Raw genomic sequence first — 19,912 nt, 5'->3', positions numbered from 1 at the left:
TCGTTAGCGGGGGCATCTTCGGTGAGGTGACCGGTGGGAGAGCCAGGCGACTGCGCTCCCTCGGTGAGATGGAGCTCGCGGTTGCACGGAGATGTGGAAGTCGGCATTCGTATTGTCAATTGCCAACGTTTGCCGCCACCTAACCACTTCGATCCGCCGCCTTCTTGACGACGCCCGACGGGTGGTCGACACTGACCCAATACCGACCATGAACCCGGGCGCGAGCGGAGGTCGAGATGGGCACCATCACCTCGTATGAAACGGTGAAGGGGCGCCGTTACCGCGTGCGCTACCGCAAGCCGGATCGCACCGAGTCACAGAAGCGCGGCTTCACGACGATGCGCGAAGCGCAGCACTACCTCTCTTTGGTGACGGTGTCGAAGTCGAAGGGCGAGTACATCGATCCCGTGGCGTCGCGGGTACCGGTCCGGATGTTCGTCGACAGCTGGCTGCGTTCCAAGCGGCCACCGATGTCGAAGCCCTCGTACTACATGACGCTCGAGCAGGCGTGGAAGAACCACGTCGCTCCGGTCTGGGCAGACAGGGAGATCTGGTCGATCCGGCGGTCTGAGGTTCAGGATTGGGTGTCCGAGCTCGCGACGCAGAAGTCGCGCACCGTCGTCCTTCGGGCGCTCGGCGTCCTCGCCGGCATCCTCGACGTCGCCATCGATGATCGTCGCCTCTCGAACAATCCGGCCCGCCACATTCGCAATCTCCCCCGAAACGGTCCGGGCAAGCGCCGCGTCTACCTCACACATGACCAGGTGGCGACGCTGGCGGCGTGCTCGGCGCATCCGACCATGGTTCTGACGCTCGCCTACACCGGCCTGCGCTGGGGCGAGGCGACCGGTTTGCGGGTGCGCAGCGTGAACCGGCTACGCAAGCGCTTCGTCATCGAGGAGAACGCGGTGATGATCGGCTACGAGATCCATGTCGGCACGCCGAAGACGCATGAGAAGCGCTCAGTCCCCTACCCGGAGCGTCTCGCTCCGATGATCGAGCAGGCCTGCGCCGGCAAGGGTCCAGAAGGACTGCTCTTCGGCGACGGGATCAGTCACATGCGCAACTCCGGCAGTCAGGGCTGGTTCGCGAACGCGGTGAAGCGCGCGCAGGCGGTCGATCCATCGATCCCGCGGCTGACCCCGCACGATCTCCGCCACACCGCCGCATCGCTCGCGATCAGCTCCGGCGCGAACGTGAAAGCCGTGCAGCGGATGCTGGGGCACGCGTCGGCAGCGATGACCCTCGACACCTATGCCGATCTGTTCGACGACGATCTGGATGCCGTCGCATCGCGCCTCAACGACGCCATGCCGCTGATAGCGCTGCCCGCGGGTCCGCAAACGCGCTACCGCCGGCCGCGCTGACGCGGAGAGCAGAATGCTCAGTTTCCGGACGTACCCCGTGACGCTCGAAACGGTCGAAACCATCAAAATCGGCGTTCTGAGACGCCAAATGAAGCGCCCTGCAGGGCCCTGGATCTGCTCATTGACGGCTCACAGCACTCTCAAATGCGGCCAAAAAGCGGCCAAAAACGCGTTCCGAGTGGCCTCGAAAGTCAATAAAAACCAGGTCGGACATAAAAAACAGGTGTGCCCCTGGAGGGATTCGAACCCCCAACCGTTTCCTTAGGACGGAACTGCTCTTCCATTGAGCTACAGAGGCTGGCCCCTTAATTCTAAAGGCGGCTCACGCCCGCACGCGCACGACGACCTTCCCGAGCGCGCGACCCTCGCCGTGGAACGTCAGCGCCTCGGCCACCCGCTCGAGCGGAAGGACGCGGTCGATCCTGATCGTCACGGCGCCGGAGGCGACAGCATCCGCCACCGGAGCGAAATGGTCAGGCCCCTCGCGCACCGCCAAGACGCCGAGCCGCGTGCCGCTCAGGCGCCCGACGAGCGTGCCGAGAGTCAGCATGCGCAGGAGCGCCCGCATGGTTCCGCCGACGACGAGAGCGCGGCCGCCGGGCGCGAGTGCGCGGCGATAGGCGAACACCGAGCGGCGCGCGACGAGGTCGACGATGAGGTCGAACGGGCCGGCGCGGGTGAAGTCGGCCGCGCGGTAGTCGATGACTTCCGCCGCGCCGAGCTCGCGCATGAAGTCGAGTTTGCCGGCGTTGTCGACGGCCGTGACGTGGATGCCGCTGGCCACCGCCAGCGGAATCGCGAACACGCCGGCGCCACCACCGGCGCCGTTCAGCAGCATCCGCTCCCCCGGCCTCGCCCGCGCGACGGCCTGCGCGGCGATCGCCCCGGACTGCGGAATCGTCGACGCCTGCTCGAAGGTGAGCTCGGCGGGCTTGCGGGCGAGGGCACGCTCCGGCGCTACGGCGAACTCGGCGAAGCCGCCCTTGAGGTCGAGATTGTCGCCGTAGACCTCATCGCCGACCTGCCAGCGGGTGACACCCGGGCCGACGGCCGCGACGACGCCAGCGATGTCCGAACCAAGAATGCGCCGCGCGGGGCGAAACAGCCCGCCCATGCGGGCGTAGGCGGGAGACCCGTGCAGCACTTCCCAGTCGCTGAGGTTGAGCGAGGTCGCCACGACCTCTATGAGCACCTGTCCCTGCCCGGGGACAGGCACCGGGGCATCGATCAGACGCAAGCGGTCGACGCCGCCATACCGGTCGAACACGACAGCTCTCATCTGCCCAGTGTGACCGATCGGGCGCCGCGGGCGCGAGGCCGTCGCTTCTCGCGCCACGCATGACGACGTCCCCGTGGCGAGGGGCCACGGGGACGTCGGGGATTGCGGGAGCGTGTCGCTGCCGGGGGTGTCAGGTACGCGGTTCAGCAATCCCTTTGGGGGGGAAACTCACCAGAGCCAGGTCTTGTCTCCGACGATGGCGCGCCACACGCCGGCGAAGCTCAGCCGCTGGTCGGGCACCGCGAAGAACGCGATCGCCATGATGCCCATCTCGATGATGTGGCTGTCGATGAGCGGGTTGGTGGCACCGGTCAGGGTCAGCGGGAACTCGGCGAGGTACATGAGGAACAGCATCGCGACACCGGCGACCGCGGCGATGCGCACACCGACACCGAGCATGAGCGCTGCACCAATACCGAACAGGCCGAGCATGAACAGCCAGTCCACGAGCGGGTTGCCGGCGATGGCGGTGAAGAATCCGGCGAGCGGGCTCTCAGCGGTCGCGTGGGTCAGGAAGCCGGTCGTCGGGCTGCCGCCGGCGATCCACGCGTTCTCGGCCGGCGTGACGTATCCGAGCCCGAACACCTTGTCGAGGAATGCCCACAGGAAGTAGAAGCCGATGAGGATGCGGGTGACCGCGATCGCGATCGGCAGGGCCGACGTGGTCGCGGTCGTGGTCTGAGCGGACTTTCCGGTCAGGACGGGGGCGACGGTGGGGGCGGACATGAGAGGACCTTTCTCTTCGCTTCGGTCCGAGCCTTGTGCGCCGGATCCGGTGTGATGAGTTCAGTCTTGCGCTACCTGGGAGTAACCTGAAAAAACTCTATGTCGATCCTCCACTGTGGTCTGACCACTACCGGGTTCTATTTGTGTGAATGCAACTAAGACCTGCCGCACGGCAATGTCGGAGCCCCCGCGTAGCGTCAGAACATGACGTACTTCACGACGAACGACCCCGACGGGGATTCGCCGTGGGACGAGCCCGAACACCGCTCCACTCTCGATGTGGAGCTCGAAGAAATCGACCTCATCGTCCGGCGCGCACGCTCTGCGGCCGCCGAGCAAGACCTCCTTTTCCATCGGATGCTGCAGCGCGCCTTCACGGAGCCCGACCCGTGGCTCGGCCCCGACCCCACCCTCGATCCGGCGTGGAATGATCCGCGCGGGCGCTCGGTGACCGAAATCCGCGCCTACCGGAGCGCGATGGGGGTGCGCTCCGCGGCGGCCGATCTGGGCGTGCGCGTGAGCCTCAGCGACACCCAGATCCGGCACCGCGCCCATCGCGCCGAGATCCTGTCGACGCGCCTGCCGCTGCTGTGGCAGCAGTGCCTGCTCGGGCTCGTCCCCGATCAGAACACGGCCTTCGCCGCACAACTGGCCGCGACTCTGCCCGACGATGACCCGGGCGCATGGTCGGCCTTCGACAACGCACTCGCCGATATCGCGTGCCGACTGGCGCCGGGCCGGTTTCGGCGGCGGGCGCGGGCAGCGCGTGAGCGCGCGCACTCCGAGTCGCTTTCTGCGCGTCACGCCCGCGCCGCGGCCGATCGCCGCGTCACCTTCGATCCGTCGCTCGACGGCATGGCAGAGATCTACGCGCTCGTGCCGGCCACCGACGCCGCCGCGATCGAGAACTCGATCGAGGGCCGCGCGCGCCATCTCGCCGCGCTCGAGGGCGAAGAGCGCACACTCGCCCAGATTCGCGCCGATGTGCTGGTCGATCTGCTCACGCGAGAATCCGACGATGTGAAATCGGGCACCTCGGCCACGGTCCACATCACGATCCCCGCGATGACGCTACTCGGCACCTCGGGCGAGAGCGCCGAACCCGCGACGCTCGCCGGATACGGCCCGATCCCCCTCGACACCGCCCTCCGCCTCGCGGCCGATGCCCCACAGTGGCGGCGTGTGCTCACCGATCCGTTCACCGGCACCGTGCTCGACGTCGAGCGACGCGCGTATCGCGTGCCCGCCGACCTTCGGCGGTGGCTCGGCGTCCGGTACCCCACCTGCGTCTTCCCGGGCTGCATCCGCTCGTCGAGATCGTGCGATATCGACCATCGACAACGCTGGGCCGACGGCGGCCCTACCTCGTCGATCAACCTCACACCCGAGTGCGCCTCGCATCACCCCGTCAAAGACGAGAGCCTGTGGAGTCTCGACCGCATTCCCCACGGCGGACTGCGCTGGACGACGCCCACGGGAGCGACCACGATCGAAGATCTGCCGCCGTTCTGACCGGGGCGCGACTCGGGCGGCTCGTGCGTAGCTTGGGTGCGGCTGGGTGCGACTCGGGTGCGGTCACCGGAAGTCGCGTGAGCGGTGCTGCACCCCGACCTGCAGGTCTTCGAACGCATCGGCGAGGAGGTTCGTGACGCCTTCCGGCGAGCGCTCGAGGATTCCCCGCACGATGAGCGCCGGACTATCGCGCAACACCCGGCGATACCTGTTCCACACCCCCGACGAGCAGATCACGTTCACGAGGCCGTGTTCGTCTTCGAGGTTCAGGAACGTGATCCCCGAGGCCGTCGCCGGCCGTTGCCGATGCGTCACAAGCCCCGCCACTTCGACCCGGCGTCCTTCTTCGTGCGTGCGCAACTGACTCGAAGAGAGCACTCCCCGCCCGTCGAGCGACCCCCGGTAATGCGCGAGCGGATGATCATCGGTCGAGATCCCCGTGGCCCAAAGGTCCGCGGCCAGCAGGTCATAGCTCGTCTGATCGCCGAACAACGGTGGCTGCACCGACATGAGCGATCCGGCAAGGTATTCGCTACGGTCTTGGGCCGCATCGCCCGCCAGCCAGATGCCCTCACGCCGCGTGATGCCCATGCTTTCGAAGGCTCCCGCCGTTGACAGCGCCTCCACCTGCGCGGCGGTGGCCCCGGTACGGCGGACGAGATCGCGGAGGTCGCGGAAGTCGCCGTGCGCGGTGCGCTCGGCGACGATCCGCTCGGCGAGCGGCCGTCCGATGCCGGTGACCGAGGCGAGCCCCAGCCGCACGGCGAATGCGCCGTCACGGCGATGCGCCGCCGAGACATCGGGCGCAGTGGGGTCGAAGTCCTGCACCGGCGGCTGGTGGCGGTCGGTGCAGGTCGGGAGGCCGGTGGGAGGCGACGTGGGTGATCTCGGTACACCGCCGCTCCGCGGCGGCACTCGATCACCGGATAAGGGCGGCACTCGATCACCGGATAAGGGCGGCACTCGATCAGCGGCGGGTCGATCACCGGATGGAGGCTCGAGCACGGAGAGAGGCTCCAGCCCGGCATCCACCCCCGATGCGTGGAGGTCGGGGCGGCGCACCTGCACGCCGTGGCGGCGGGCATCGGCGGTGAGGGTCGCGGGCGAATAGAACCCCATCGGCTGCGCATGCAGCAGCGCCGCCAGAAATGCCGCCGGATAGTGCAGCTTCAGCCACGACGATGCATAGACGAGCAGCCCGAACGACAGCGAATGGCTCTCGGCGAAGCCGAAGTTCGCGAACGCCTGGATCTTCGCGTAGATGTCGTCGGCGACCTCGCCCACGAGCCCGTTGCGCTCCATGCCGGCGTAGAGCTTCGTCTTGACCGACTCGATCCGCTCGATGCCGCGCTTGGAGCCCATCGCCCGGCGGAGGACATCGGCATCCTCCCCCGTGAGGTCACCCACGGCCATCCCCATCTGCATGAGCTGCTCTTGGAAGATCGGGATTCCGAAGGTGCGCTCGAGCACCGGGATGAGCTTCTCGTGCGCATACGTCACTTTCTCGTGCCCGAGCTTGCGGCGCACATAGGGGTGCACCGCACCACCCTGGATCGGCCCCGGGCGGATGAGCGCGATCTCGATCACGAGGTCGTAGAACCTCCGCGGCTGCAGGCGCGGCAACAACCCCATCTGCGCACGCGATTCGACCTGGAACACCCCGATCGAATCGGCCCGGCACAGCATGTCGTAGACCGCGGCCTCTTCCTTCGGGATCGCGTCGAGATCCCACGTCTCCCCCGTCGCCGCGGCGATCTCATCGAAGCAGTACTGGATCGCCGCGAGCATGCCGAGCCCCAGCAGGTCGAACTTCACGAGCCCCATCCAGGCGGCATCGTCCTTGTCCCACTGGATGACGGTGCGGTTCTCCATGCGCGCATGCTCGATCGGCACGACCTCCCCGACCGGACGATCGGTGAGCACCATGCCGCCGGAGTGGATGCCGAGGTGCCGCGGCGCCTTCAGCAACTCCCCCGCATAAGCCAGCACCCGCTCGGGGATGTCGTGCGACCCGGCCACGGGCCCATCCCACCGTTCGACCTGTTTCGACCAGGCATCCTGCTGCCCCGGCGAATGCCCGAGCGCCTTCGCCATGTCGCGGACGGCGTTCTTCGGCCGGTATTGGATGACGTTGGCGACCTGCGCCGCCCGCTCCCTGCCGTACTGCGCGTACACCCACTGGATGATCTCTTCGCGGCGCCCCGAATCGAAGTCGACATCGATGTCGGGCTCCTCATCGCGCATCGCCGAGAGGAACCGCTCGAACGGCAGCCGATAGAAGATCGAATCGATCGCGGTGATATCCAGCAGGTAGCAGACGGCGCTGTTGGCCGCCGATCCGCGCCCTTGACACAGGATGCCGCGCCGCCGCGCCTCTTGCACGATCCCGTGGACGATGAGGAAGTAGCCCGGGAAGTCCTTCTGTTCGATGACCGCGAGCTCCCGGTCGATGCGCGCGCGGCCGTCATCATCCAGGTCGGGATACTTCCGGGGCACGGCATCCCACACCAACGTGCGCAGCCACGACATCGGCGTGTGCCCGTCGGGGACCACCATCTTCGGCAGCGCGGGCTTGGCGCGCCGGAGCGAGAACGCCAGCTCATCGGCGAGGGTCACCGTCCGCGCAATCGCCCCGGGATACCGGCGGAACCGGCGGGCCATCTCGGCGCCGGAGCGCAGGTACGCGCCGGCATGCGCGGGAAGCCAGCCATCGAGCTCGTCGAGGCCGCGGTTCGCCCGAACGGCGGCGATCGCCGCCGCGAGATGCACTTTTTCGGGCACGGCGTAGTGCACGTTGTTGGTCGCGAGGATCGGCAGCCCCCGGTCCCGGGCGAGCGTGGCCAGCAGATCGTTGTCCCGCGTATCGCGCGGACCGCCGTGGTCGATGAGTTCGACGTGCACGGCGTCACGCCCGAACAGGTCCACCAGCCGGTCGAGCTCCGCGGCCGCGCCCGCGGGCCCCTCGGCGGCGAGGGCCTGACGGACGAAGCCCTTCCGGCATCCCGTGAGAATCGCCCACTGCCCCTCGGCCTGGTCGGCCAGTTCGTCGAGGCGGTAGAGCGGGCGCCCCTTCTCCCCGCCGGCCAATTGTGCATGGGTGAGCGCCGCGGCGAGCCGGTGGTACCCCTCTTCGGCTCGGGCCAACACCAGCAGGTGCGAGCCCTCCGGATCGGGGGCGCCGGCCTGCGGCGCGGAGAGATCGAGCGAGAGCTCGGCGCCGAACACGGTCTTCACCCGGAACTTCTCGGCCGCTTCGGCAAACCGGACGATCCCGTAAAACCCGTCGTGATCGGTGATTGCGAGGGCGTGCAGCCCGAGCCGCTCGGCCTCTTCGGCAAGCTCCGCCGGCGATGACGCGCCATCGAGAAAGGAGAACGACGAGTGTGCGTGGAGCTCGGCGTACGGTACCGCGCCCTCCGGACGCTCGATCGGCGGAGGCTCATATGAGCCGCGTTTGTGCGAGAACGCAGGCCCATCACCGCCGTCGGGTGGACGACCGCTGAGGAGCCGCTCCATCTCGGACCACGACACCGAGGGATTGTGGAAGCCCATCAGTCGTACACCCCCTCGGCGTGCCACGCGCCCTCTTCGCAGACGAGCAACCATGCGCGTTCGTCGTCGTCGAGCACCTGGAACCGGTGCGCATGGCGCGCCCGCTCAGGATCCCACCCGCGTTCGACGATCGGCCACGGCCCCGCCCAGCCGCGGATGCGGCGACCTCGGCCGGCGACGACGAGCACCGCGGGCTCCCCCGTCGGCTCATCGCGGGCCCCCACAGCGACCATGTCACCGTCCGCGTCGACCACTTCGACCGCGAGTACCTCGGCGAACACGGTTGCCGGAAGGGGCCCGGCCAGACTCCCCGGCCAGGGCCGTGCTCGATCGCGGACGCCCGATACCGCGTCTCCCCAGGGCACGAGTACCTGTCGCTCGGCCAGCCAGCGGCCGCCCCCGATCGCCGGAGTGAGCACGCCCCGATGCCCGAGCATCGCCTGCACGCGCGACAGCGCATGGTGCACCCGCTCTTCCGGGCCGCCACCGAAGAGGCGCGCCGTGTGGTGGGAGGCGGCATCCACCCCTTCCGGCTCGAGGAGGACGCGCTCGACACCGCTGCGCAGACCCTGCTCGGCCAGCTGCCACCGCACGCGGTCGACGATCGCGGCAGCATCGAACGACCCCGGATGCAGCCACACCCGATCGCTGCGCTCCCCCCGGTCGCCGGTGAGCACGACGCGCAGTTCGGTGCAGACGAGGTCCAGCGCACCGAGCCGCGACACGAACTCCTCCGCCGGCACCCGCACCCCGAAGGCCACCTGCTCGGCCGCCTCGACCGGCGGCTCGAACGTCACCTCACGGTGGAGTTCGGGCGGCGGCGTGCGCGCGGTCACCGGCTGCGAATCAGCGCCACCGGCCAGCGCATGCAGTCGCGCCCCGCGGGCGCCGAACCGTTCGATGAGACGCGCTTCGGGCATGGCCGCCACAGCGCCGAGGGTCTGCACCCCCAGGCGCGCGAACAGCGACACGATGTCGTCTTCGGCGAGCACCGTGACCGGCAACGGCGCGAGAAAGGATGCCGCCGCTCCGGCCGGAACGATCCGCACCGGGGCGTCGGGATGCGTACCCGAGCGCGCCGCCTGCTCGGCAGTGAACGGCCCGTCGGCAACTCCCACTCGCACATCCGGCAGACCGAACTCGGCGATCACTCCCGCGAGCACGGTCGCCGCAGCTGCCTCACCGCCGTAGTACCGCGCGGGGCCGCGTGCGCGTAGCGCGCAGAGCCCGGGATGGCGCAGCTGCACCCCCGGGGCGAGGTCTTCGAGCCGGGCGACCAACGGCGCGAACGTCCGCTGATCGCGCACGGGATCGTCCTCGGCCACCACGAGCGCGGGGCACCGTGACTGCGCATCGCGGCGCCGTTGCCCCCGCCGCACGCCCTCGGCGCGCGCCGCCGGCGAGCATGCCACCACTGCGCCCTTCGCGAAGATCGCGATCGGGAGCGCGGGATCGGGCGGATCGTCGCCGTCGCGGGTGAGGGCGACGACGGGCCAATCGGGCACCCACACGACGAGGGTGCGTACGGGAGCGTCACCCATCTCACACCGCCGCCGGCAGGCGCTCGGCCCGGTCCCAGCCCGGCGCGGGCACCGGCGCCGTACGCTGCGCGGTGAGCGAGCCACCGGCATCCGGCAACAACATCCGGCCACGGCGCGGAACGGGAAACCGCCGACTCGATACCGTCACCGTGAGTTCGCGCTGCTCGAGCAGCCCGTACCCGTCGCCGAGGCCCGCCCACACGGGATCGGCGATGTCGATCATCGCCTCGGTCTGCGGCCACGGGCCCTGAACCAGCAACACCGATCCCCGTTCGCGCATGCGGGCCGCGAGGCGGGAGATCTCGGCATCCTTCGCCCGTGCCGGCGGCCGGACAGCCACCACCGGCAGCACTTCGGCGATCGTGGCGACAACGGCCAGCCAGCGTTCCCCCGGATCGGGGATCAGCACGAGATGCGAGAGGTCGACGCCCGCGCTCTCGGCCGCCTCGGCGCCGAGGCGCGGAACCCCCACGACACCGCACCACGAACCGTCGTGCGACGGGCGCGCCAGCAGCGCGAACAGCAACGAGGTCGACGACCCGAGCGAGTACGCCGATCCCGGACGCAGTCCTCCGCCGGGCAGCAACGCAGCCAGAGCGGGGTGCACCGGCAACACCGGCGCATCGAGGCGCCGCCCCTGCACGCGCTCGAGTTGCGCGCGCAGACGCGTCACCTCGTCTGCGACCGCCGCGTTACCCACGATCGACCTCATTCCGACAGGCTAGAACTTTTGTTCTAGTAACTCAACCTGCGGAATCGAAGATACAGACGGCCTCCGACATCGCTCCCCGCGCGGTGACCATGTCCCAAAAGTGGCTGTTTCCGCCCCTGAAAACCAGCCACAAATGGGACACACCCCGCCCCAAGTGGGACAACACCCACCCAGAGTGGGACAAGGGTCAGGCGGCGAGTGACAGGTAGGGCTCCCAGGTCGGATCGGCCCGCTCGGTGCCGCGCACAGTCCACTGCCCGCCGCGCGGCGGCTGCGGAATCCAGCGCAGTTCCCAGCCCATCTCCTGCGGAGTGCGGTCACCCTTGACGTTGTTGCACCGCAGACAACACGCGACGAGGTTCTCCCACGAGTCCGCGCCGCCGCGCGACCGGGGCAGAACATGGTCGATCGTCGTGGCGCCCTTCGCGCAGTACGCGCAGCGGTGTCCGTCCCGGCGCAGCACGCCGCGGCGTGTGAGCGGCACCCGGCGACTACCCGGAATCCGCACATAACGGGTCAGCACGATCACCGCGGGACGTTCGTAGACCCCCCGGATCCCCCACACCGGATCACCGTCGATGCGCTCGATGACCGTCGCTTTATCGTTCATGACGAGCACGAGGGCGCGCTTGAACGAGACGATCGCCAGGGGCTCGTAGCCGGCGTTCAGGACCAGAGTGCGCATGCGATGTCCTCTCGAGAAGGGACGAAAAAAGGCACTGTCATGAAGACAGTGCCTTAATTCCAGGGCGATAGCCGCGGCAGTCGAACTCACGATGCCGAAGGACATGCCGACCGATCCCATCCGCCAAGCGAATGCGGGGAACTCGATCCATCTCATCTCCCTCTGCGTCGCGCATCGGGATCAGTGTAAGACAGTCAGCTGACGTTGGCCTGCAACCAGCTCTCGGGATTCACCCATGAGCCACTGACGTAGATCTCGAGGTGCAGATGGGTGCCGAACGCGCGTCCGGTGTCACCGACCTGTCCGATCAGCTGTCCGGCCGAGACGGTCTGGCCGACCGTGACCCGACGCGTGCCATAGGACATGTGCGCGTAGAGAGACGTGACGGTGGTGCCGTTGATGTTGTGGGCGATCTTGACGTAGACGCCCCAGCCGTTGCTGCTCTCGGCCGATTCGACGACGACGCCGTCGGCGATCGAGTAGATCGGCGTGCCACGGTCGGCCATGTAGTCGGTGCCCTTGTGACCGGCATACGGCGTTCCGAAGCTGTTGAACGAGGTGAGCGGACGCACGACCGAACCGGACGAGGCGATCGACTGCGCGATGGCGCCACTGTAGGTGACCGAGAAGCTGGACGACGACGACGATGCTGCCGCCGCGGCGATGCGCGCAGCAGCTGCCGCTTTCGCTGCTTCTTCGTCCTTCTTGGTCTGGATCTCTTCGGGCGTGGTCGCCGAGTAGCTGTCGCGAGCGAGCGCCTCGGGCGTTGCCTCGGAGGCGACGACGAGCGACTGCGCATTCTCGGCCGCAACCTGCTGAAGGGTGACCGCCTCTGCCGGGGTTCCGGCGCCAGCCGCGAACGCGGGGATGGCGACCGTGGCGACGAGTCCCGCAACCGCGGTGACCGTCAGGAAACTCCGGACCGGATGGGCCGTCGAGCGTCCCGGGCGCGCCGACTTCGGCGTCTTCGCGACCGCCGTCGACGCGGCGACAGGAGGTCGGGCGGCCGACCGCTGAGTCAAGAAACGTCGCGCGCGGCCGCGCTGATCTGGGTTCGTCGGTCCGGTTTCGGGTTCCGTCGACGAGTCGAACTGTTCAGCCAAGCTATCCTCCGGCGCCTCCGCACGCCTCCCGAAAGCAGGGGGGATGCTGGCTCGTCGGCACTCAGTGTCATGCACAGATGTACGGGTGCACCGTGCGAACGACGAGCCGGTGAGGCAATTCGCGCGGCGATCCTGTGGCGGGCTTCTCGCCGACGGACTTCCCCAGGGTAACGGAAGGTAACGAATAAGTCACGCTGTGGGTTCCTGCGTCCAGGTGCTTCCCTGGCGACGTTCAGGCTCGCGGACGCGCATCCACGAGGAAAATGTGCGACGCAACCTCGACCGGAAGCTCGAGACCCTCATCTTTTCCGTCCATCTGGACGAGCACGTACCCCTCGCTGAACCGATAGTTTCCGGTGCCGCCCGGCATGACACCGGCATCCCGCAGCTGCTCCAGAAGTTCGGGATCGACCTGCACCGGCTCAGCCAGACGCCGCACGGTGCCGTCGACCGGCCCACCCGTTTCGTTGAGCAGGCGCACAAGGCCGACGACACCCTGGTCGAACGTGTTCGCGGGCACGTCGCCGAGCTGAGCAAGTCCCGGGATGGGGTTGCCGTAGGGCGACTCGGTGGGGTGTCCGAGCAGCTCGACGAGCCGACGCTCGACCTGCTCGCTCATGACGTGCTCCCAGCGGCAGGCCTCTTCGTGGACATATGCCCAGTCCAGCCCGATCACGTCGCTGAGCAGGCGCTCGGCGAGGCGGTGCTTGCGCATCACGTCGACGGCCTTCTGCCGACCGGATTCCGTGAGTTCCAGCGACCGGTCGTCGGTGACGATCACGAGGCCGTCGCGCTCCATCCGGCCGATGGTCTGCGACACGGTCGGCCCGGAGTGACCGAGACGCTCGGAGATGCGCGCGCGCAGGGGAACGATTCCCTCCTCCTCGAGTTCGAGGATGGTGCGCAGGTACATCTCTGTGGTGTCGATCAGATCGGTCATGGCTGGCCTCGGTGCACGGGTCGGAAATGCCCTCCCAGCCTATCCGTTTGTGACGGCCCCGAGTCCGGCATCCGGAGCGCGCGACCCTAGAATCGGTCCATGGCCCACGTGACGCTGCCCCGCGAGATCCTGCCCACCGACGGACGTTTCGGCTGCGGCCCGTCGAAGGTCCGCTCCGAACAGGTTCAAGCCCTCGCCGGTCCCGGCGCGGTGCTGCTCGGCACGTCGCACCGCCAGGCTCCGATCAAGAGCCTCGTCGGCCAGGTGCGGATGGGCCTGTCCGACCTCCTGCGTCTGCCGGACGGCTACGAAATCATCCTCGGCAACGGCGGATCGACGGCGTTCTGGGATGCCGCATCCTTCGGCCTCATCGAAAAGCGCGCGCAGAATCTTGTCTTCGGCGAGTTCGGTGGCAAGTTCGCCGCCGCGGCCGGCGCACCCTGGCTCGAGGCTCCCGACGTGCGCAAGGCCACCCCCGGCGCCCGCGTGGCGGCCGAGCCGGTCGACGGCGTCGACGTGTACGCGTGGCCGCACAACGAAACCTCGACCGGTGTCGCCGCCCCGGTCACCCGTGTGGTCGGCGACGAGGGCGCGCTCACCGTCATCGATGCCACCAGCGCCGCGGGAGGCATCAACTTCCGCGTCATAGACAGCGACGTCTACTACTTCGCGCCGCAGAAGAACCTCGGCTCCGACGGCGGCCTGTGGTTCGCGGCGGTCTCCCCCGCGGCGATCGAACGGATCGAGCGGATCGCGGCATCCGGTCGGTACATCCCCGAGTTCCTCAGCCTGAAGAACGCCGTCGACAACTCGCGACTCAACCAGACGCTGAACACACCGGCGGTCTCGACGCTGTTCCTCCTCGACAAGCAACTCGAGTGGATCAACGGTAACGGAGGACTCGGTTGGGCCGCCGCGCGCACAGCCGAGTCGTCGAGCACCCTCTACGAGTGGGCCGAGGCGTCACCCGTGGCCACGCCCTTCGTGGCTGACCCGGCCGACCGCTCCCCCGTGGTCGTCACGATCGACTTCGACGAGTCGGTGGATGCCGCGGCGGTCGCCGCGAGTCTGCGCTCCAACGGCATCGTCGACACAGAGCCCTACCGCAAGCTCGGCCGCAATCAGCTGCGCATCGCGACGTTCGTCTCGATCGACCCTGACGACGTCCGCCAGCTCATCAAGTGCATCGATTACACGATCGACGCGATGCGCGGCTGATACCACTCGAGTCGTATGGTCTGTGGTGCTGGTGTGACCGGGTGTGGCGCATGAGGCGCCACCGGCCACGCCGGCCATGCGACTGAGCGCGGCCCGCGCGCAGAGCGCGACCGAAACCGACTCAATAAGTCCGGTCAGAGCCGTCGGCGTCGTCCTCGTCGAGGGAGTCGGCGTCGTCCGCGTCGAGGGAGTCGGCGTCGTCCTCGTCGAGGGAGTCGGCGTCGTCCTCGTCGTCGTCGTCCTCGTCCTCGTCCTCGTCGTCGGCGTCCTCGTCGAGGGAGTCGATGTCGACCCCGTCCACGTCACCGGCGTGCAGGATCGGCGATCCGTCCTGGTCGAAGTCCGACGCGTCCAGGTCATCGAGCTCGTCGAGGTCGTCGTCATCCTCGGCGTCGTCGGAATCGTCCGCGGCGTCACCGTGCTCGGCAGCGGCCGCGGCTTGGGCCGCCTGGTAGTCGGCCAGACGCTCGGCCCACGGCACCCATTCCGGTGCGAGCAGCGCGCCCTCGCCGGGCAGCAATTCGACCTCGAGCACGGTGGGTTCGGATCCCTCGACCACCGCGACACTCACAGTCCAGAACCACGAGGGGTAGCCGGGCTGCAGGTTCTGAAAGCGGAGCGAGACGACGCCGTCATCCTCGACCGTGTGCCCCACGGGCGCGCCGACCGTGCGCGCCGGAGTGATCTCGTGCAGAGCCGCGAGCGCCAGATCGTGCGCGCCGATCAGCCGTTCGTCGGGAGTCTCAGGCATCGAGGTCATCGGCGACCTTGCGCAGAATGGCCGCGACCTTCTTGCTGTGACCCGCGTTGGGGTAGTGCCCGCGGCGCAGATCCCCACCCACGTTGTCGAGCACCTTCACGAGGTCTTCGATGACGATGGCCATGTCATCGGCCTTCATCCGGTTGCGCTTGGCGAGGCTCACCGGAGCATCGAGCACGCGCACGGCGAGCGCCTGCAGACCCCGCTTGCCGTCGGCGACGCCGAACTCGAGCCGGGTACCGGGCGCGACAGCGGATGTGCCCGCCGGAAGCGCCGTCGCGTGCAGGAAGACGTCCTGGCCATCATCGCCGGAGATGAAGCCGAAGCCCTTTTCCTCGTCGTAGAACCTGACCTTGCCGGTGGGCATCTCAACCTCGCTGATCGACACCCGCCGAGCGGGTACGTGTTGTGGGGCGTGCGCCGTGCAGACACGGCGAACGGGCGCCGAACGGCACCATCTTCCAGCCTACGGCACCACCACCGCGACGACGCGTGATTGCGCAGTAGGCTGAAGGGTGATGTCTCACTCGACTCCGCCTTCGCGCGACGATCTGCCGGTTCGCCGCATCGATCGCATCCTCGCCTTCATGTCGCTGGGCCTGTTGGTCTTGTCGATCGTGTGCTTCATCGCGATCATGATCGGCACCTCATCCGGCCTCGCGTACGCCGACTTCCAGTCGGGCGTGTGGCCCATCGTCAGCGCCTTGCTCTACATCGCCCCGATCATCGCCTTCCTGCTGCTGTTGACGGTGTTGATCATGACCTTCGTCCGGAGGTCACGCGCCAACAAGGCGCGCTGACGTGGTCGCCTCTGACGCACGATCGCTCGCGAGTCGCCTCGCACAGCTCGATGACGCGTCCCTGGCGCACCTCCTCGTCCTTCGGCACGCCTCGGCGTCGGCCCCCTGGTCCGACGCGTTCGACGCGGCCGATGCCCTGCTCGACCCGGCATCGATCGCACGCACGCTCGTCGAGCTGCCGGCCCACGACGCCGACGCTCTGGACGCCGCCCTCGATGCAGGCTCCCCCCTCCCCGCAGGCGCCGCGCGCGACCGGCTGCACGAGCGCGCACTTGTCGACGACGAGGGTCTGCCGTACAGCGCCGTGATCGCGGGACGCGCGCTCGTGAACCGCGTGGCACCGGATGCCGCGGACACCGAGGCCGCGCTTCCCTCGACCGATGAGCACGCCGCCGAGCGCGCGTTCGCGGCTTCCGCCGCGCTGGCCGACATGCTGCAGGCGACACTGATCGTCCCCGCCTCCCGCATCGGTTCGGGGCTTCTCGGCGCGGCCGACCGCCGCCGCTTCGTCGAATCGGGAGCGGTCATCGATGGCTTCGCCGCCGATGAACTCATCGCGATCGCCGAGCGCGCGGGACTGCTCGCCGTCGACGACCGGCACTGGCTCGTGACGCGCGCGGGCATCGAGTGGATGAAAGGCGGCACGGTCGACCGCTGGGATGCCGTCGCCCGCCGCCTCCGTGACACCCTCCCGCCCGCGCTCCGTAGCCCCGACGGCGGCTGGATGCCGGTGGCCCACTGGCCCGGCGCCTACCCGTTCGATCCAACGTGGCCGGCGCGTGCGGACCTGCTACGCGGTCAACTCGAACGGTGGGCGGTGCTCTCCCCCGCCGGCGAACCCGCCGGCTGGGCACGTGGGTTCGCCGCGGGAGGAGACGCGGATCTCGCGGCCCTGCAGGCACTGCTTCCGCCGGAGGTCGACCGCGTGTACCTGCAGAACGACCTCACGGCGATCGCGCCAGGGCCGCTCGCCCCGCACCTGGACATGCGCCTGCGCGCGATGACGCGCCGGGAGTCGCGGGCCCAGGCATCCACCTACCGCTTCACGGCCGAGACCCTCGCCGAAGCCTTCACGGCAGGCGAGACGGCCGACACCGTGCGTGAGTTCCTCGAGGCGCTGTCACTCACCGGTCTTCCGCAGCCGCTCGCCTACGAGATCGAGCGATCCGCGAGTCGTCATGGGGCGATCCGCGTCGGACCCGATCCGACCGGTCAGACCGTCGTCACGAGCGACGACGGCGCATTGCTGCGCGCCGTCGCCGTCGATCAGTCTCTGCGTCCGCTCGGCCTCGTGGCCTACGGGGAAGGGCTGGCCACGCGCTCGAGCCCTGATACCGCCTTCTGGCTCATCGCTGACGCGCGCTATCCCGTCGTCGCCGTCGATGTCGAAGGAAACCGGCGCACGCTCGACCGCCACCGGCTCGCGCCCGAGGCTGCCGAAAAGCCCGATCCCCGAGCTGCGTTCGCGCCGCTCGTGGCACGCCTGCGCGCCGCGCACGACAGCGACGCCGACGCTGCCTGGCTCGGCCGTGAGCTCGAACAGGCCGCTCGGTCACGCGCGATCTTGGTGGTCGTCGTCCGGCTTCCCGATGGCAGCGACAGAGAGGTCACGCTGGAAGTCACCGGCCTCGGCGGCGGACGCCTGCGCGGACGCGACCGCGGCGCCGACGTCGAACGGACCCTGCCGATCTCGTCGATCGTGAGTGTCCGCCCGGTCTGAGCCTCCCTCAGCCAGCGCGGGTAGACTTTCCCGTTATGGCTGATGGCCCCCTGATCGTCCAAAGCGACCGTACCGTCCTGCTCGAGGTCGCCCACCCGCAGGCCGAAAGCGCGCGCCACGAGCTCGCGATCTTCGCCGAACTCGAGCGTGCCCCCGAACACATCCACACCTACCGCATCACGCGCCTGGGTCTGTGGAATGCCCGCGCCGCGGGACATACCGCTGACGACATGCTCGCGACGCTCGAACAATGGACGCGCTTCCCGGTGCCCCCGTCGGTGTCGATCGACATCCGCGAGACCGTCGGGCGCTACGGCCGCCTCGTCATCGAACGCGACGCCGAGGGCACTCTGATCCTCCGAGCGATGGATGCCGCGGTGCTGGCCGAAGTCGCCAAGAACAAACGCATCCAACCGCTGCTGATCGGCCGCCCCGCCCCCGACACGTTCGTCGTGGACGCCTGGGCGCGCGGACACATCAAGCAAGAGCTGCTGAAAATCGGTTGGCCCGCCGAAGATCACGCGGGCTACACGCCCGGCACGCCGCACGAAATCGATCTCGCCGAAGACGGCTGGACGCTGCGGCCCTATCAGCGACAGGCGGTCGACATCTTCACGGAGGGTGGATCCGGTGTCGTCGTGCTCCCCTGCGGCGCGGGCAAGACCCTCGTGGGCGCCGCCGCCATGGCCGAGACCAAGACCACCACCCTCATCCTCGTGACCAACACGGTGAGCGCCCGCCAGTGGCGCGACGAGTTGCTCAAGCGCACGTCGCTGACGCCCGAGGAGATCGGCGAGTACTCCGGCCAGGCCAAGGAGGTCAAGCCCGTCACGATCGCGACCTACCAGATCCTCACGGCGAAGCGGAAGGGCGAATATGCCCATCTCGCTCTGCTGGATGCGTTGGACTGGGGCCTCATCGTCTACGACGAGGTGCACCTGCTGCCCGCGCCCGTGTTCAAGCTGACCGCCGATCTGCAGGCCCGGCGGCGCCTCGGACTCACCGCGACGCTCGTGCGCGAGGACGGCCGGGAGGGCGATGTGTTCAGCCTGATCGGCCCCAAGCGCTTCGACGCGCCGTGGAAGGAGATCGAGGCCCAAGGGTTCATCTCCCCGGCCGTCTGCTACGAAGTGCGGGTGGATCTGCCGGCATCCGATCGCCTCGAATACGCGGCAGCAGCCGACGATGAGCGCTACCGGTTGGCTGCGACGGCGCACGCGAAAATCGGTGTCGTGCGCGACCTCGTCGCGCGCCACGCGGGGGAACAGATCCTCGTGATCGGTCAGTACCTCGACCAGATCGATGTGCTCGCCGACGCCCTCGACGCGCCGAAGATCACCGGCTCGACCCCGGTCGACGAGCGCGAAGAGCTCTATGGCGCCTTCCGCGAGGGACGCGTGCCCGTGCTCGTCGTCTCGAAGGTCGCGAACTTCTCGATCGACCTGCCCGACGCCTCTGTCGCGATCCAGGTGTCGGGTTCGTTCGGCTCACGCCAGGAAGAGGCCCAGCGCCTCGGCCGGCTGCTGCGCCCGAAGTCGAACGGCCACACGGCCAGCTTCTACACGCTCATCGCGCGCGACACGGTCGACCAGGATTTCGCGCAGAACCGCCAACGGTTCCTCGCCGAGCAGGGTTACAGCTATACGATCCTGGATGCGGACGGCATCGCCGCCTGAACCACCGGCGTCTGCCCGGCATCCAGGGGTCAGAACGTGCCCCCTCCACGCCCGGATGCAGGGCAGATTGAGCCCCCTCATCCAGACACCCGCCATTGAGGGGACGCATTCTGCCCACCCCCTCGCTGGTACGGGGCAGATTGAGCCCCCTCGTCCTGCGCCCACCATCAGGGGGCGCATTCTGCCCACCCCACCCTCCTCAGGGCAGATTGAGCCCCTCCTCCAGGCACCCCCATCCAGGGGGCGCATTCTGCCCACCCCCTCGCTGGTACGGGGCAGATTGAGCCCCCTCGTCCTGCGCCCACCATCAGGGGGCGCATT

Annotated in this window: 16 protein-coding genes and 1 tRNA gene; 6 read left to right on the top strand and 11 right to left on the bottom strand. The window is 68.6% G+C overall.

Annotation, left to right across the window (positions count from 1 at the left end):
* Positions 1-236: 236 nt before the first annotated feature.
* A complete protein-coding gene (locus Q0653_RS00085) occupies positions 237-1,367 on the top strand; it encodes a site-specific integrase (protein ID WP_298941691.1) in 1,131 nt (376 codons plus the stop codon).
* 226 nt (positions 1,368-1,593) lie between these two features.
* Here the strand turns inward: Q0653_RS00085 and Q0653_RS00080 are convergent.
* From Q0653_RS00080 to Q0653_RS00070, 3 genes are all read right to left on the bottom strand, one after another.
* Positions 1,594-1,665, bottom strand: a tRNA-Arg gene (locus Q0653_RS00080).
* 24 nt (positions 1,666-1,689) lie between these two features.
* Entirely contained in the window at positions 1,690-2,646 is a 957-nt protein-coding gene (locus tag Q0653_RS00075) for an NAD(P)-dependent alcohol dehydrogenase (RefSeq protein ID WP_298941689.1), read from the bottom strand.
* Positions 2,647-2,814: 168 nt separating this feature from the next.
* The gene (locus Q0653_RS00070) at positions 2,815-3,372 is read right to left on the bottom strand and encodes a hypothetical protein (protein WP_298743983.1); all 558 of its coding nucleotides are present in this window, start codon (positions 3,370-3,372) and stop codon (positions 2,815-2,817) included.
* 204 nt (positions 3,373-3,576) lie between these two features.
* Between Q0653_RS00070 and Q0653_RS00065 the strand changes: the two genes are divergently transcribed.
* Positions 3,577-4,884, top strand: a complete 1,308-nt coding sequence (locus Q0653_RS00065; protein ID WP_298941684.1) for an HNH endonuclease signature motif containing protein — start codon at positions 3,577-3,579, stop codon at positions 4,882-4,884.
* Positions 4,885-4,947: 63 nt separating this feature from the next.
* Here the strand turns inward: Q0653_RS00065 and Q0653_RS00060 are convergent, their stop codons facing one another.
* From Q0653_RS00060 to Q0653_RS00035, 6 genes are all read right to left on the bottom strand, one after another.
* Complete coding sequence (locus tag Q0653_RS00060; RefSeq protein ID WP_298943059.1) at positions 4,948-8,436, bottom strand: error-prone DNA polymerase; 3,489 nt, start codon at positions 8,434-8,436, stop codon at positions 4,948-4,950.
* Positions 8,436-9,977: a DNA polymerase Y family protein gene (locus Q0653_RS00055; RefSeq protein ID WP_298941682.1), complete on the bottom strand. Its 1,542-nt coding sequence runs from the start codon at positions 9,975-9,977 to the stop codon at positions 8,436-8,438. Before Q0653_RS00055 ends, Q0653_RS00060 begins: the two co-directional genes overlap by 1 nt.
* A 1-nt stretch (position 9,978) precedes the next feature.
* Positions 9,979-10,689, bottom strand: a complete 711-nt coding sequence (locus Q0653_RS00050) for a hypothetical protein (RefSeq protein ID WP_261607488.1) — start codon at positions 10,687-10,689, stop codon at positions 9,979-9,981.
* Between the two features lie 187 nt (positions 10,690-10,876).
* Positions 10,877-11,374: an HNH endonuclease gene (locus tag Q0653_RS00045; protein ID WP_298743990.1), complete on the bottom strand. Its 498-nt coding sequence runs from the start codon at positions 11,372-11,374 to the stop codon at positions 10,877-10,879.
* A 194-nt stretch (positions 11,375-11,568) separates the two neighbouring features.
* Complete coding sequence (locus Q0653_RS00040) at positions 11,569-12,477, bottom strand: M23 family metallopeptidase (protein ID WP_298941679.1); 909 nt, start codon at positions 12,475-12,477, stop codon at positions 11,569-11,571.
* 232 nt (positions 12,478-12,709) lie between these two features.
* Positions 12,710-13,417, bottom strand: coding sequence for a metal-dependent transcriptional regulator (locus Q0653_RS00035; protein ID WP_298743994.1), 708 nt, complete (start codon positions 13,415-13,417; stop codon positions 12,710-12,712).
* Positions 13,418-13,516: 99 nt separating this feature from the next.
* Here Q0653_RS00035 and serC point away from each other — a divergent pair, with 99 nt between their 5' ends.
* Positions 13,517-14,635 carry a phosphoserine transaminase gene (gene serC, locus Q0653_RS00030; RefSeq protein WP_298743996.1) on the top strand — a complete coding sequence of 373 codons (1,119 nt, stop codon included), beginning with the start codon at positions 13,517-13,519 and terminating at the stop codon, positions 14,633-14,635.
* Between the two features lie 121 nt (positions 14,636-14,756).
* On the opposite strand, the gene Q0653_RS00025 is transcribed toward serC, so the two are convergent.
* Together Q0653_RS00025 and Q0653_RS00020 are read right to left on the bottom strand one after the other, a co-directional pair.
* A complete protein-coding gene (locus tag Q0653_RS00025) occupies positions 14,757-15,386 on the bottom strand; it encodes a DUF3027 domain-containing protein (protein WP_366521943.1) in 630 nt (209 codons plus the stop codon).
* The gene (locus Q0653_RS00020; RefSeq protein ID WP_298744039.1) at positions 15,379-15,762 is read right to left on the bottom strand and encodes a cold-shock protein; all 384 of its coding nucleotides are present in this window, start codon (positions 15,760-15,762) and stop codon (positions 15,379-15,381) included. The genes Q0653_RS00025 and Q0653_RS00020 overlap by 8 nt, the downstream gene beginning before the upstream one ends.
* Positions 15,763-15,913: 151 nt before the next feature.
* On the opposite strand from Q0653_RS00020, the gene Q0653_RS00015 reads away from it, so the two are divergent.
* Genes Q0653_RS00015 through Q0653_RS00005 form a run of 3 tightly spaced genes read left to right on the top strand, consistent with a single transcriptional unit; the run spans position 15,914 to position 19,591 of the window.
* The gene (locus tag Q0653_RS00015; RefSeq protein WP_298744000.1) at positions 15,914-16,195 is read left to right on the top strand and encodes a multidrug ABC transporter ATPase; all 282 of its coding nucleotides are present in this window, start codon (positions 15,914-15,916) and stop codon (positions 16,193-16,195) included.
* A gap of 1 nt (position 16,196) precedes the next feature.
* Positions 16,197-17,915: a helicase-associated domain-containing protein gene (locus Q0653_RS00010; RefSeq protein ID WP_298941674.1), complete on the top strand. Its 1,719-nt coding sequence runs from the start codon at positions 16,197-16,199 to the stop codon at positions 17,913-17,915.
* A 35-nt stretch (positions 17,916-17,950) separates the two neighbouring features.
* Positions 17,951-19,591: a DNA repair helicase XPB gene (locus tag Q0653_RS00005; RefSeq protein WP_298744005.1), complete on the top strand. Its 1,641-nt coding sequence runs from the start codon at positions 17,951-17,953 to the stop codon at positions 19,589-19,591.
* The last annotated feature ends 321 nt before the right edge of the window (positions 19,592-19,912 follow it).

Origin of the sequence: uncultured Microbacterium sp., assembly GCF_947488465.1 — a bacterium.
Classification (GTDB): domain Bacteria; phylum Actinomycetota; class Actinomycetes; order Actinomycetales; family Microbacteriaceae; genus Microbacterium.
Note: the sequence above shows the minus strand (reverse complement) of the source record. Positions and strands in the feature narration are given on the sequence as shown.

What these genes read in the sequence shown, in the direction of transcription:
- Q0653_RS00005 (WP_298744005.1), top strand. Translation starts at nt 17,951, where the DNA reads ATGGCTGATGGCCCCCTGATCGTCCAAAGCGACCGTACCGTCCTGCTC.
- Q0653_RS00045 (WP_298743990.1), bottom strand. Translation starts at nt 11,374, where the DNA reads ATGCGCACTCTGGTCCTGAACGCCGGCTACGAGCCCCTGGCGATCGTC.
- Q0653_RS00035 (WP_298743994.1), bottom strand. Translation starts at nt 13,417, where the DNA reads ATGACCGATCTGATCGACACCACAGAGATGTACCTGCGCACCATCCTC.
- serC (WP_298743996.1), top strand. Translation starts at nt 13,517, where the DNA reads ATGGCCCACGTGACGCTGCCCCGCGAGATCCTGCCCACCGACGGACGT.
- Q0653_RS00075 (WP_298941689.1), bottom strand. Translation starts at nt 2,646, where the DNA reads ATGAGAGCTGTCGTGTTCGACCGGTATGGCGGCGTCGACCGCTTGCGT.
- Q0653_RS00085 (WP_298941691.1), top strand. Translation starts at nt 237, where the DNA reads ATGGGCACCATCACCTCGTATGAAACGGTGAAGGGGCGCCGTTACCGC.
- Q0653_RS00015 (WP_298744000.1), top strand. Translation starts at nt 15,914, where the DNA reads ATGTCTCACTCGACTCCGCCTTCGCGCGACGATCTGCCGGTTCGCCGC.
- Q0653_RS00070 (WP_298743983.1), bottom strand. Translation starts at nt 3,372, where the DNA reads ATGTCCGCCCCCACCGTCGCCCCCGTCCTGACCGGAAAGTCCGCTCAG.
- Q0653_RS00020 (WP_298744039.1), bottom strand. Translation starts at nt 15,762, where the DNA reads ATGCCCACCGGCAAGGTCAGGTTCTACGACGAGGAAAAGGGCTTCGGC.
- Q0653_RS00050 (WP_261607488.1), bottom strand. Translation starts at nt 10,689, where the DNA reads ATGAGGTCGATCGTGGGTAACGCGGCGGTCGCAGACGAGGTGACGCGT.
- Q0653_RS00025 (WP_366521943.1), bottom strand. Translation starts at nt 15,386, where the DNA reads ATGCCTGAGACTCCCGACGAACGGCTGATCGGCGCGCACGATCTGGCG.
- Q0653_RS00060 (WP_298943059.1), bottom strand. Translation starts at nt 8,436, where the DNA reads ATGGGCTTCCACAATCCCTCGGTGTCGTGGTCCGAGATGGAGCGGCTC.
- Q0653_RS00055 (WP_298941682.1), bottom strand. Translation starts at nt 9,977, where the DNA reads ATGGGTGACGCTCCCGTACGCACCCTCGTCGTGTGGGTGCCCGATTGG.
- Q0653_RS00065 (WP_298941684.1), top strand. Translation starts at nt 3,577, where the DNA reads ATGACGTACTTCACGACGAACGACCCCGACGGGGATTCGCCGTGGGAC.